Raw genomic sequence first — 13,177 nt, forward strand, 5'->3', positions numbered from 1 at the left:
AACGCCGTGCTTACTTGCGCCGGCCGCCCTTCAGCGCTTCGGGGTTCGCGACGTTCGCGTGATCGCCCGCATCGAAGGCGAGAATGTTGCGGAACGCCGCGCCGAAGTACAGTTCGTAGCTCTCGCGCTCCACGTACCCGATGTGCGGCGTGCAAATCACGTTTTCCATGCGCAGCAGGCTGTAGCCCTGCAGGATCGGCTCGCTTTCGTACACGTCGATTGCGACCATGCCCGGCCGGTTGTGCGCGAGGGCGCCGAGCAGCGCGTTCTCTTCCATCAGTTCCGCGCGGCTCGTGTTGACGAGCAGCGACGTGGGCTTCATGCGCAGCAGGTCTTCCTGCTTCACGATCCCGCGCGTGTCGTCGTGCAGGCGCAGATGCAGCGAAAGCACGTCGCTTTCCTCGAACAGCGCCTCGCGGCTCGCGGCCGCTTCGTAGCCGTCGGCGCGCGCCTGCTCCAGCGAATGCTCGCGGCCCCACACCAGCACGCGCATGCCGAACGCCTTGCCGTACCCGGCCACGAGCCGGCCGATCTTCCCGTAGCCCCAGATGCCGAGCGTCTGGCCGCGCATCACCGTGCCGAGACCGAAGTTCGGCGGCATCGCCGAGGTCTTGAGGCCCGACTGCTGCCACGCGCCCTGCTTGAGGTTGGCGACGTACTGCGGAATGCGGCGCTGGGCGGCCATGATGAGCGCCCACGTGAGCTCGGCGGGCGCGACGGGTGAGCCCGTGCCCTCGAGCACGGCAATGCCGCGCTCGGTGCAGGCGGCGATGTCGATATGCGAACCGGCCTTGCCCGTCTGGCTGATCATGCGCAGATGCGGGAGTTTGTCGAGCAGTTGCGAGCTGATGCGGGTGCGTTCGCGAATCAGCACGAGGGCCTCGACTTCGGCGAGGCGGCTGGCCAGTTGGCCGAGCCCTCGCACAGTGTTGTTGAAAACCTTGACCTCGTGGTCGGCGAGCAGTTGAAAGCAGTCGAGCTTGCGGACGGCGTCCTGGTAGTCGTCAAGGATGGCTATTTTCATGGCAGCGGGTTGTTGTATGTGTTTTGCGCAGCGTCATTCGCGGCGCGACTTCGATGTTTATCTGGTGGTTGTCCCACTATGCAGCGCCAGGAAGACTGGTATGAATATGGGGAGCTTTCAGGTCGCTCGCCGCGTGCGGCGGCGGGCATTTCGCTTGCGCAGCCCCTCGGCTACGCAGGCAGGTTTTGTTGACGCGGCCGTCGGCCGCGAATTTGCAATTTTTAACAGCTTGTCGGGCTCCGATGCAAGCCGCTTTACAGACGGTTTCGAACCCCAGGCTAAAGGACCTTGACGACCTGCCCAACTGTCCGATTCGAACCGCCTGTTGACCTGCCATCAACGTTGGGTTCGCAACGGTTGCGCCTCTCGCGTGCAGCGTCTAAAAGGGCCGATTCCCTTTTTACAGCCCTAAAAATGGAGACAGCTCGATGAACCATCCCGATTACCAAGCCCAGGCCGCCGCGCAGGTGCCCGCCTGGGTCCGGCACCGGAAACTGATCGACTGGGTGCAGAAGATCGCGGCGCATACGCAGCCCGATCGTATCGTGTGGTGCGACGGCTCGCAGGAGGAATATGACCGCCTGTGCGCGCAGATGGTCGAGGCCGGCACGATGCGCCGCCTCAATCCGCAGAAGCGCCCGAATTCCTGGCTCGCGTGCTCCGACCCATCGGATGTCGCGCGTGTGGAAGACCGCACCTTCATCTGCTCGCCGCGCAAGGAGGATGTCGGTCCCACCAATAACTGGATCGCGCCCGCCGAGATGCGCGCGACGCTCGACGGCCTGTTCGCGGGCGCGATGCGCGGCCGCACCCTGTACGTCGTGCCGTTTTCGATGGGCCCGCTCGGCTCGCCCATCGCCCATATCGGCGTGGAGCTTTCGGATAGCCCGTATGTGGTCGCGAACATGCGCATCATGACGCGCATGGGCCGCGCCGTGTACGACGTGCTCGGCGAAGACGGCCCGTTCGTACCGTGCGTGCACAGCGTTGGCGCGCCGCTCGCTGCGGGCGAAAAGGATGTGGCGTGGCCGTGCAACAAGACCAAGTACATCGTCCACTTTCCCGAATCGCGCGAGATCTGGAGCTACGGCTCGGGCTATGGCGGCAATGCGCTGCTGGGCAAGAAGTGCTTCGCGCTGCGTATCGCCTCGACCATGGGCCGGGACGAGGGCTGGCTCGCCGAGCACATGCTGATTCTCGGCGTGCGCTCGCCCGAGGGCCGCAAATACCACGTCGCGGCGGCGTTTCCATCCGCGTGCGGCAAAACCAACTTCGCCATGCTGATTCCGCCGCCCACCATGAACGGCTGGGAAGTCACCACGATCGGCGACGATATTGCCTGGATCAAGCCCGGCGCCGACGGCCGTCTCTACGCGATCAACCCGGAAGCGGGCTACTTCGGCGTGGCGCCGGGCACGGGCGAAAAGACGAATTTCAATGCGATGGCGACGCTCAAGGAGAACGTGATCTTCACGAACGTCGCGCTCACCGATGACGGCGACGTCTGGTGGGAAGGCATGACCGACGAGCCGCCCGCGCACCTGATCGACTGGCAGGGCAACGACTGGACACCGGCCATTGCGAAGGAGACCGGCCGCAAGGCCGCGCACCCGAACGCGCGCTTCACGGCGCCGGCTTCTCAGTGCCCGTCGATCGACCCCGAATGGGAGAACCCGAAGGGCGTGGCCATCGACGCCTTCGTCTTCGGCGGCCGCCGTTCGACCACGGTGCCGCTCGTGACCGAGGCGCGCGACTGGACCGAGGGTGTCTACATGGCGGCGACCATGGGCTCGGAAACGACCGCCGCAGCGGCGGGACAGCAAGGCGTGGTGCGTCGCGACCCGTTCGCGATGCTGCCGTTCTGCGGCTACAACATGGCGGACTACTTCCGGCACTGGCTCGACGTGGGCGATCGCCTGGCGAGGCTCGGCGCGACGCTGCCGCGTATTTTCTGCGTGAACTGGTTCCGCAAGGGCCCGGACGGCAAGTTCGTCTGGCCGGGCTTCGGGGAGAACATGCGCGTGCTCGAGTGGATGGTGCGCCGCATCGAGGGCAACGCGAGCGGTGGCGAACATGCGTTCGGCGTGTCGCCGCGTTACGACGATCTCAACTGGAGCGGCCTGAACTTCACGCAGGCGCAATTCGAACAGGTGATTTCTGTCGACCCCGACGCCTGGCGCGCCGAACTCGCACTGCACGCTGAATTGTTCGAAACACTCGCGCATGGCCTGCCGAAAGTGCTCAAGGACGCTTGCGAAGCGCTGGAAACACGCCTGTAATCGGCTGAAGTGAGCGCTCGCTAACAGAATGGCCGCCGACGGGCGGCCATTTTCCATTCCGGCGCCGACTCAGGTGATGCAGTGCGCAAGGCTGTCTATTCGGCGGTTGGCCGGTCTTTTCGCTGCGTCGCGCAAAATTGTTTCTATCCAAGAAACAATACGTCAGCGGTTGATGCATTTTGGGGCGCAGTCGAAGAATTCGTAAAGAAAATAGGGGCTTGGGAGGCAACTTCTGCACGTTTTCCGCTGTCGTAGGAGAATTCGCGATCTCCTCCGCTGATTAACGGCGGGGGCAGTACAGCAGGAGTTGTCACATGGATCATTTGCAGTCGATGCGAGTCTTCGTCAAAGTCGCCGACCTCGGCAGTTTCGCCCGGGCCGCTTCCGCGATGGATATCTCCAATGCGGTTGCGACGCGGCATGTCGCCGACCTCGAAGGCCGGCTCGGCACGCGTTTGCTCAATCGCACGACCCGCAGTCTTTCCCTGACCGAATCGGGCCAGGTCTATCTCGAGCGCGCCCGGCAGATTCTCGATGAGCTCGAGGATGTCGAGCAGATGGTCGTCGCGCGCAATCACGAGCCCGTAGGCACGCTGCGCATCGTCGCGCCGGTGGTGTTCGGTCTCCACAATCTTGCCCCTGTGCTGCAGACGTACACGCAGCGCTATCCGCAGGTCATTCCCGACGTCACGCTGGTCGACCGCCAGGTCGATCTCGTGGAGGAGGGTTTCGACCTGGGCGTCGTGACGGCGCGCCAGATGCGCAGCGCAAGCATCGTCACCCGTCGCCTCACGACGGGCTGCATGACCGTATGCGCGACGCCGGCTTACCTCGAAAAACACGGCACCCCCACGCGCCCCGAGCAGCTCATGGAACACCCGAGCCTCTCGCTGCCCTCGGAGTACTGGGGCGACGAGCGCGTTTTTACGGGCCCCGATGGCGAAGTTCGCGTGCGCCCGGTCAATGTGATCGTGGCGAACAACACGGAGATGCTGCGCCAGTTCGCGCTGCTGGGCATGGGCATCGCGATTCTCCCGAGCTACCTGATCGGCCGTGACATGACGCGCGGGCGCCTCGTGCGGCTGCTTGGCGACTATCGCCTGCCGCAGGTGGAGATCAACGTCGCGTATCCTAGCCGCCGCCATCTGCCGGCCAAGGTGCGTACCTTCATCGACCACCTCGTCGAGCACTTCAGCCAGACGCCGAACAGCCAGCTCGGTGAGCAGTGGGTCAAGGATGGCCTCGCACGGCCCGCCGGCGCCTCCGCGGCGGCGCGTGACGGCGTCGTGCCTGAATCCTTCGACGAAGCGCAGTCTTCGGGGGCTTCGAACCGGCGCGACGGCGAGCACATCGGCATGGACGCCGAGCGCGCGCGCAAGGTCGGACGCCCGTCGGCGGCACGCAACCGGACTTCGGCGATTTCGCCGCTATAAGCGCGGTATCGCCGTTCGTCGGTCGATAAAAAAGGCGCAGCTTCGAGGGAAGCTGCGCCTTTTTGCACAATCGCGCCTGGGGCGGCGACGGCCCGCGAAGAGGCGGCGGCCTACGAGCCCGTCTTGCGCGCCGGCGTCTTGCGAGCGGCGGTCTTGCGCGCCGGTGCGGCCTTGGCGGCCGCCGTCTTGCGTGCGGGTTTCTTCGCTTCTGCCGCTGCTTCGTCTGCATCGTTCACGGCATCGCCCGGGGCCTCGGTCGTTGCGGCCGACTTCTTCGCTGCCGTCTTTGCGGCCGTCTTCGCGCTCGGCTCCTTCTTCTCGAACTCGAAGCCGATCTTGCCGTCCGGCTGTTTGACGAGGAAGGCCTTGAAGTTGCGGCCCGTGCGCGACGACTTGAAGTTCGTCAGCAAGTCGGTGCGGCCCTCTGCCAGCAGCTTCGCCATCTGGTCGCGCGTGATTTCCTGCTGGAGGATCACCTTGCCCGAGCGGAAGTCGCAGGACTTCGGATTCGCGACCGAATGCTCGCAGACATAGCTCATGCCGTGCTCGAACACGCGGCCTTTGCACTTCGGGCACGCGCCTACGGGCTCCTGCTGCGAGAAGTCGGGCGCTTCGCCATCCTCGGCGCCGGCGTCCTGGCCGAAATCGAACTCCAGCTTGTAGTTCTTGATCTCGTCGTCGAACGAGAGCTTGAGGATGGCCGAGAAGGGCCGCCCCATCTTGCTGCGGAAGCCCGAGAGCGGGCCGATCGTCTTGTTCTGCAGCAGCTCTTCCACTTCCGGGATTTCGAACTGGCGTCCGCCCGGAATCTTCGAGATCGAGAACTCGCACTTCGTGCATGCGAAGCGGCGATAGTTTTCCTTCACCTGGCCGCCACAGTTCGGGCACGGCGTTTCCAGCGTCGCATAGTCGCCGGGAATGGTGTCGGAGTCGTATTCCTTCGCGCGCTTCACGATGGTCTGCGTCATGCGGGCGATTTCCTGCATGAACGCATCGCGCGGGAGCTTGCCGCGCTCCATCTGCGAAAGCTTGTACTCCCACTCGCCGGTCAGTTCCGGCGCGGTGAGTTCTTCCACGCCGAGACCGCGCAGCAGCGTCATGAGCTGGAACGCCTTGGCCGTGGGAATCAGCTCGCGCCCTTCGCGCACGAGATACTTTTCGCCGAGCAGGCCTTCGATGATGGCCGCACGCGTGGCCGGCGTGCCCAACCCCTTGGCGGCCATTGCCTCGCGCAGCTCCTCGTCGTCCACGAGCTTGCCGGCGCCTTCCATGGCCGAGAGCAGCGTCGCTTCGTTGTAGCGGGCGGGCGGCTTGGTCACGAGCTGGTGCGCGGCGATCTTGTCGGTCTTCACCTTCTCGTCCTTCTTCACCGGCACGAGATTGGCGTCGTCGCCGCCCGCGTCGCGGCCGTAGACCTGCAGCCAGCCCGGCTCGACCAGCACCTTGCCTTCCGTCTTGAAGTGATGGCCGGCGACTTCGGTGATGCGCGTCGTGACGCGATACTCGGCTGCCGGAAAGAACACGGCGAGGAAGCGCTTCACGACCAGGTCGTAAAGCTTCTGCTCCGGCTCGGAGAGCGACTTCGGCGCCTGCAGCGTGGGGATGATGGCGAAGTGGTCGCTGATCTTCGAGTTGTCGAAGATGCGCTTGTTCGGCTTCACCCAGCCCTTGTCGAGCACCTGTTTGGCATGCGGCAGGTAGTTGTTGCTCTCCTTGAGCATCTCGAGCGTCTCTTTCACGGTGCCGAGGTAGTCCTCCGGCAGCGCGCGGGAATCGGTACGCGGGTAGGTGAGCACCTTGTGCTTTTCATACAGCGCCTGGGCGAGGCCGAGTGTGTTCTTGGCCGAAAAGCCGAAGCGGCCATTGGCTTCGCGCTGCAGGCTCGTCAGGTCGAAGAGCGCGGGCGAGAGCTGGGTGGACGGCTTCGATTCCTCGCTTACCGTGCCTTCGCGGCCATGACAGGCCGCCACGATGCTTTCGGCGGCCGGCAGGCTCCAGAGGCGCGAGTCGCGTTTTTCCGGATCGAACTCGTCTTTCTTGAATTTAGGGTCGAACCAGCGGCCCTCGTAGAAACCGCTCGCACAGACGAACTCCGCACGCACTTCCCAATAGTCACGCGGGATGAATCGGCGGATTTTCTCCTCACGTTCAACGACGATCGACAAAGTTGGCGTCTGAACGCGGCCGACGGTCGTGAGGAAGAAGCCGCCGCCCTTGCTGTTGAACGCGGTCATCGCGCGCGTGCCGTTGATGCCGACGAGCCAGTCGGCCTCCGAGCGGCAACGCGCGGCGTCGGCGAGCGGCTGCATGTCGTCGTCGCTGCGCAGGTTCGCGAAGCCCTCGCGGATCGCCTGGGGCGTCATCGACTGGAGCCACAGGCGCTGGACTGGCTGCTTCGCCTTCGCGTGCTGCGCGATCAGGCGGAAGATCAGTTCGCCCTCGCGCCCCGCGTCGCAGGCGTTGATCAGTTTGGTGACGTCCTTGCGCTTCATCAGCTTGTTGAGCACCTTGAGCCGCGATTCGCTCTTGGCGATCGGGTTCAGGTCGAAGTGCGGCGGGATCACGGGCAGGTGGGCGAAGCTCCACTTGCCGCGCTTGACCTCGTATTCTTCGGGCGCGGCGATTTCCAGCAGATGGCCGACTGCCGACGAGAGCACGTAGTCGTCGCTCTCGTAGTACTCGTCATGCTTGGTAAAACCGCCCAGAGCGCGCGCGATGTCGTTCGCGACGGATGGCTTCTCGGCGATGATCAGAGCTTTGGACATGACTGGTTGCTTGTGGTGTATCCGGTTGGCGCCCCCGGGGCCGATGCCGCTCGAATGGGCGCTTGGGCGCGATGCCCGGCTATGCTGCCCCGCTTCGGGGGTCTTTCTCGACCGCTTTATAGCACATGGCGCGACGGCGTCGATTTTTGTGTCATCTCGTGGCGACGCCTGCGCACCTGCCCGGAACCTGCCGGACACCTCCTGGGGCGCCCAATCATAAGGGCGCGCGAAGCCGCGCGGCAAGCGGCGCGGCTGATCGGACTCCGACGCGAGTTGCGCTCAGACGGCAGTTAGCGCGGGCCGCAGTTTTGGGGCATCGGCCACGCCAGGCAGCGCCGTGAGGTCCGCGAGCATGCGCTCGACCACGGCGGCGTGCGGCAGCACCGTGCCGAAGAATCGCGTGGCATGGCCGTCTTCGATCAGGATGGTCGGGAAGTTCTCGACATCGAGGTCGTCGAAGCGGTCGGCATGGGTTTCGATATCGATGTACGCGAAGCAGATCTCTGGATGCGCATCGGCGATGCGGTCGAACGTGGCCCGGTAGTCGCGGCACGTCCCGCACCACTGCGCGCACAGACACGCGACGAACAGCGTGTCCGGGTTGCTGACGCGCTCGGCGATCTGTTCGGCGTCGGTGTCGAGGTTTAGCGCGGGCATGGTCGTTCCTTGCGTTCTCTTATATATAGAGCGGGGTGTTTGGCGCGAATGTATCACGGCGGCACGGCCGCGGCGGCACTCCCCGGTGCGGCTCACTGGCAGCCGTCCTGGCTGCGGGAAGCGCGCACGAACCAGCCGCCCGGCAGTGCATCGAGGTGTCCCGCGAGTTCCAGTTGCAATAGCGTGCCTTGCAATGCCGCTTCCGGCATATCGGTGCGCTGGGCGAGGATTTCAACCGTGGCGGGGGCGTGACCCAGCGCTTCCAGCAGCCGCAGGGCGTCTGCGCTCAGGCCGGTGCGCGAAGAAATGCCTTCTTTTCGCGCTACGGCAGGCAGCGGTGGAGAGGATTGGAGCGGTAGCGGCACCGTTTCGTTGGCGTTGCGCTGCATACGATCGAAGGGCACCGAGACTTTCGGGCCGAGGTGACCTCGTTGCGCCCCGCGAGACCCACGGGTGGCCGCCGGTTGCCCGATGTTCAGCGCATCGAGCACCTCTTCCGGCGTTTCGACCAGTTGCGCGCCCTGCTTGATGAGGCCATGGCAGCCGCGCGTGAGCGGCGCGTGAATCGAACCGGGCAGCGCGAAGACGTCGCGCCCCATTTCGTTGGCGAGGCGTGCCGTGATGAGCGAGCCCGAACGCTCCGCGGCCTCGACCACGACCACGCCTTCCACGAGCGCGGCAATCACGCGGTTGCGTTGCGGAAAGTTCGCCGAGCGCGCCGGCGTGCCAAGCGGCCACTCGGAGACGATCGCTCCGCGCTCGGCAATCTGCGTGGCGAGCGCGTGATGCACCGCCGGATAGACGAGATCCGCGCCCGTGCCGATCACGGCGACGGTGCCGCCCCGTTCGTCGAGCGCCCCGCGATGGGCGGCGCCGTCCACGCCCAGGGCGAGCCCCGAGACCACGGTGAGGCCCGAAGCGGCCAGCGAGCGCGCGAAGCGCGCCGCGTCTTCCATGGCCTGCGGCGTGGCGTTGCGGCTGCCCACGACGGCCACCGCGCGAGCATGGAGCAGATCGAGCCGGCCCTTCGCGTAAAGCAGGGCGGGTGGATCGGGGAGCGCGAGCAAGCGCGGCGGATAGGCCGGGTCGGCGAGCGTGATGAGCGCGTTGCCGGGCGCAGCGCACCACGCCCGCAACGCTTCAACCTGCGGCGCGAAGTCCGGGCCGGGCTCGGCCAGTGCGGCGCGAGCGGCTTGCGCGCCGGCCACGGCGGCGAGTGCGGTGAAAGGCTGCGCCAGTATGTTCTGCGGCAGCCCGAATGCACCGAGCAGCGCCCGCAGCGCCGCCGGCCTCAGACCGCGCGCGAGTGCAAGGCGCAGCCAGGCGGCCAGTTCTTCGGGAGACAACGGCAAGGTCGTCAGCATCGCGTCCTCCGCGCGCGGACCGTTTGCCGCACATCGTGATAAAATTTTCACTATCCGAAATACACCGTGGCGCCCTCATCCCTGGTCGCGGGCGCACGCCTTCAGGCGTGAGCGCGCGGGCGACAGCGCATGCAACGTTGAATTGCGGTCCCTGCATCCGTATATGCGTGCATATCCTCCGTATCCGGCATGAGACCTGCAAGCTGGCCGAATGGCCAGTCCGCGTGGCGTCGCCTCGATCCTGGCTTTTTGCCGGGCGCCTAACGAGAAACCCGTCAAGTCATGGCTCTACTGAACATTCTTCATTACCCGGACAAGCGCCTGCACAAGGTCGCAAAGCCAGTCGACGTGGTCGACGACCGCATCCGCAAGCTCGTCGCCGACATGGCCGAAACCATGTACGCCGCGCCTGGCGTGGGCCTCGCGGCGACCCAGGTCGACGTCCACGAGCGCGTGGTGGTGATCGACGTATCCGACACGCACAACGAACTGCGCGTGTTCATCAACCCGGAAATCGTCTGGTCGAGCGACGAGCGCGAAGTGCACGAGGAAGGCTGCCTCTCCGTGCCCGGCATTTACGACGAAGTCGAGCGCGCGGAAAGGGTGCGCGTGCGCGCGATCAACGAAAAGGGCGAGAGCTACGAGGTGGACTGCGAAGGGTTGCTCGCGGTGTGCATCCAGCACGAGATGGATCACCTGATGGGCAAGGTGTTCGTCGAGTACCTGTCGCCGCTCAAGCAGACGCGCATCAAGAGCAAGATGAAGAAGCTCGAGCGCGCGATGTGATCGTCTTGCGCCGCGCCGTTTCTTCCCTTCATCCCCCTGCTTCGAGCCAACCGGGCAGCGAGCGCCTATGAGCCATACCCTTCGCGTCATCTTTGCCGGCACGCCGGAATTCGCCGCCGCCGCACTCGCGGCGATCCACGAAGCGGGCTTCGCCGTGCCGCTCGTCCTCACCCAGCCCGATCGCCCCGCTGGCCGCGGAATGAAGCTGCAGGCGAGCCCCGTCAAGCGCTACGCGCACGAGCATGGCATCGCCGTTGCGCAGCCGCCGTCGCTGCGCCGCACGGGCAAGTATCCGCAGGAAGCTGCCGCGGCGCTGGACCTGCTGCGCGCGACGCCGCACGACGTGATGGTGGTCGCCGCGTACGGACTGCTGTTGCCGCAGGAAGTGCTCGATATACCGCCGCACGGCTGCATCAACATTCACGGCTCGATCCTGCCGCGCTGGCGCGGCGCCGCGCCGATTCATCGCGCGATCGAAGCCGGTGATACGGAAACCGGCATCACGCTCATGCAGATGGACGCGGGGCTCGACACCGGTCCGATGATCTCCGAGGTCCGCACCGCGATCGCCCCCGACGACACCACGGCGACACTGCACGACCGCCTCGCGCAACTCGGCGCGAAGCTGATCGTCGATGGGCTCGTCGCGCTCGAGCGCGACGGCGCGCTGCCTGCCACGCCGCAGCCGGCCGAGGGCGCGACTTACGCCGAAAAGATCGGCAAGCACGAGGCCGCGCTCGACTGGCGCCGGCCGGCTGTGGCGCTCGCGCGCCAGATTCGCGCGTTCGATCCGTTTCCGGGCGGCGCGGGCACCCTGGATGGCGCGCAGCTCAAGCTGTGGGCCGCCGAACCGGTGGAGCACCGGGCCGGCTCGCCCGCCCAGCCCGGCGAGATTCTGGAGGCAGGGCCGGCGGGCGTGGTGGTAGCGTGCGGCGAGGGCGCGCTGCGCCTCATGCAACTGCAAAAGCCGGGCGGCAAGCGCCTGCCCGCGCGCCAATTTCTGGCCGGCATGCCGCTCGCGGCGGGGCAGCGTTTCCAGCTGCCGGAAGCGTCCGCAGCCTGAGCCCGGCACGGCATCGGGCGCGCCTGACGACTCGCACGCCCGATGCCGTGCCGCGAGCAGCGCGCTAAAATCGATGGCGCTTCGGCGCGTTTCATGGTCCAGAGGTCGTCATGCCCGGCATCACCCATTTCGGTTTTTTCCTCGTCGCCGTTTTCCTCCTGAACGTGACGCCGGGCCCCGACACGGCCTATATCGTCGGCCGCAGCGTCGCGCAGGGCCGCGGCGCCGGTCTCGTTTCCGCACTCGGCATCTCGGCGGGTTGCTGCGTGCACGTGGTTGCCTGCGCCTTCGGTCTGACGGCGCTGCTCGCGGCCTCGGCCACGGCGTTCACGGTCATCAAGATCGTCGGCGCCGTCTATCTCGTGTACCTGGGCGTGCGGCTCATCCTGACAAGGCACGAACCCAGCCCGGTAGGCGAAGGCGCACCGCGCGCCGCGTCGGACGCCGCGCCGCGCCCGTTGCGCAAGCTCTTTGTTTCGGGCTTCTGCACCAACGTGCTCAATCCGAAGGTCGTGCTGTTCTTCGTCTCGTTCTTCCCCCAATTCGTGAGCACGGGCAGCGCGCACAAGGCCCTCGCTTTCCTGATGCTCGGGGCGGTGTTCGTCGCGATGAGCACCGTCTGGAACAGCTTTGTCGCGTGGGTGGCGGGCAGCGTCACGCAGCGCTTTTCTGGCAAACCCGGCGTGAAGAAGTGGCTCGACCGCACGGTTGGCTCGGCCTTCGTCGGCCTTGGCGTGAAGCTCGCCACCGCCACGCGCTGAGGTCGCGCTGAGATTGAATTTTTCGCGCCCGCCCATATCTAACAAATCACTTACAATGCGTTCGCGCCAGCACGGCTGACCGGGCTGGGCGGCGGGCGTCCAACGAACGATTCGATCCCTGGCGGGTGAAGGAGCACAGCACATGTTCAACTGGGTCAAAACCGCGATGTTGATGGCCGCGATTACGGCCCTTTTCATCGTGATCGGCGGGCTGATCGGCGGGCAGCGCGGGATGATGCTGGCGCTGTTCTTCGCGCTCGCCATGAACTTCTTTTCGTACTGGTATTCGGACAAGATGGTCCTGCGCATGTACAACGCGCAGGAAGTCGACGAGACCACGGCGCCGCAGTTCTATCGCATGGTCCGCGATCTGGCCACGCGTGCGGAACTGCCGATGCCGCGCGTCTACCTCATCAACGAGGACGCGCCCAACGCCTTCGCGACGGGCCGCAACCCCGAGCACGCGGCGGTCGCGGCGACCACGGGCATTCTGCGCGTATTGTCCGAGCGCGAAATGCGCGGCGTGATGGCGCACGAGCTGGCGCACGTGAAGCACCGCGACATTCTCATCTCGACGATCTCGGCCACCATGGCCGGCGCGATCTCGGCGCTCGCCAACTTCGCGATGATCTTCGGCGGACGCGACGAGAACGGCCGTCCGGCGAATCCGATCGCGAGCATCGCCGTGGCGCTGCTCGCGCCGATCGCGGGCGCCCTGATCCAGATGGCGATCTCGCGGGCGCGCGAGTTCGAGGCGGACCGCGGCGGCGCCCAGATTTCCGGCGATCCGCAAGCGCTCGCCACGGCGCTCGACAAGATTCATCGCTACGCGCAGGGCATTCCGTTCGCGACGGCCGAAGCGCATCCCGCCACGGCGCAGATGATGATCATGAACCCGCTCTCGGGCGGCGGTTTGCAGAACCTCTTCAGCACCCACCCGTCCACCGAGGAGCGCATCCGCCGGTTGATGGACATGGCCGCCGGCAGACGCTAAGTGGCAAGCCGAGTAGAAAGAGCGCCTCTTTGGAGGCGCTTTTTTTTATTC

At 65.7% G+C, this 13,177-nt stretch carries 10 protein-coding genes; 6 read left to right on the plus strand and 4 right to left on the minus strand.

Annotated features, from left to right (window positions below; translation table 11 throughout):
- Nucleotides 1-10 precede the first annotated feature (10 nt).
- Nucleotides 11-1,024, minus strand: coding sequence for a D-2-hydroxyacid dehydrogenase family protein (locus tag VSR34_RS11895; protein ID WP_028211933.1), 1,014 nt, complete (start codon nt 1,022-1,024; stop codon nt 11-13).
- A 428-nt stretch (nt 1,025-1,452) separates the two neighbouring features.
- Between VSR34_RS11895 and VSR34_RS11900 the strand changes: the two genes are divergently transcribed.
- Nucleotides 1,453-3,303, plus strand: coding sequence for a phosphoenolpyruvate carboxykinase (GTP) (locus tag VSR34_RS11900; protein WP_028211932.1), 1,851 nt, complete (start codon nt 1,453-1,455; stop codon nt 3,301-3,303).
- Nucleotides 3,304-3,617: 314 nt separating this feature from the next.
- Complete coding sequence (locus VSR34_RS11905) at nt 3,618-4,736, plus strand: LysR family transcriptional regulator (protein ID WP_342962558.1); 1,119 nt, start codon at nt 3,618-3,620, stop codon at nt 4,734-4,736.
- A gap of 110 nt (nt 4,737-4,846) precedes the next feature.
- Here VSR34_RS11905 and VSR34_RS11910 read toward each other — a convergent pair whose 3' ends face one another.
- The 3 genes from VSR34_RS11910 to dprA form a co-directional block, all read right to left on the minus strand.
- Nucleotides 4,847-7,501, minus strand: coding sequence for a DNA topoisomerase III (locus VSR34_RS11910; RefSeq protein ID WP_028211930.1), 2,655 nt, complete (start codon nt 7,499-7,501; stop codon nt 4,847-4,849).
- Between the two features lie 279 nt (nt 7,502-7,780).
- Nucleotides 7,781-8,158, minus strand: a complete 378-nt coding sequence (locus tag VSR34_RS11915; RefSeq protein ID WP_028211929.1) for a thioredoxin family protein — start codon at nt 8,156-8,158, stop codon at nt 7,781-7,783.
- 92 nt (nt 8,159-8,250) lie between these two features.
- Nucleotides 8,251-9,519, minus strand: coding sequence for a DNA-processing protein DprA (gene dprA, locus VSR34_RS11920; protein ID WP_342962606.1), 1,269 nt, complete (start codon nt 9,517-9,519; stop codon nt 8,251-8,253).
- Nucleotides 9,520-9,804: 285 nt separating this feature from the next.
- Here dprA and def point away from each other — a divergent pair, with 285 nt between their 5' ends.
- From def to htpX, 4 genes are all read left to right on the plus strand, one after another.
- Nucleotides 9,805-10,308 carry a peptide deformylase gene (gene def, locus VSR34_RS11925; protein WP_028211927.1) on the plus strand — a complete coding sequence of 168 codons (504 nt, stop codon included), beginning with the start codon at nt 9,805-9,807 and terminating at the stop codon, nt 10,306-10,308.
- Between the two features lie 67 nt (nt 10,309-10,375).
- A complete protein-coding gene (fmt, locus tag VSR34_RS11930) occupies nt 10,376-11,371 on the plus strand; it encodes a methionyl-tRNA formyltransferase (RefSeq protein WP_342962559.1) in 996 nt (331 codons plus the stop codon).
- 110 nt (nt 11,372-11,481) lie between these two features.
- Nucleotides 11,482-12,132 (plus strand): LysE family translocator, encoded by a 651-nt coding sequence (locus VSR34_RS11935; RefSeq protein WP_028211925.1) that lies wholly within the window; start codon nt 11,482-11,484, stop codon nt 12,130-12,132.
- Between the two features lie 142 nt (nt 12,133-12,274).
- A complete protein-coding gene (gene htpX, locus VSR34_RS11940) occupies nt 12,275-13,126 on the plus strand; it encodes a zinc metalloprotease HtpX (protein ID WP_342962560.1) in 852 nt (283 codons plus the stop codon).
- Nucleotides 13,127-13,177 lie beyond the last annotated feature (51 nt).

The sequence above is a fragment of the Paraburkholderia sp. JHI2823 genome, from assembly GCF_038900695.1.
Lineage (GTDB): Bacteria > Pseudomonadota > Gammaproteobacteria > Burkholderiales > Burkholderiaceae > Paraburkholderia > Paraburkholderia mimosarum.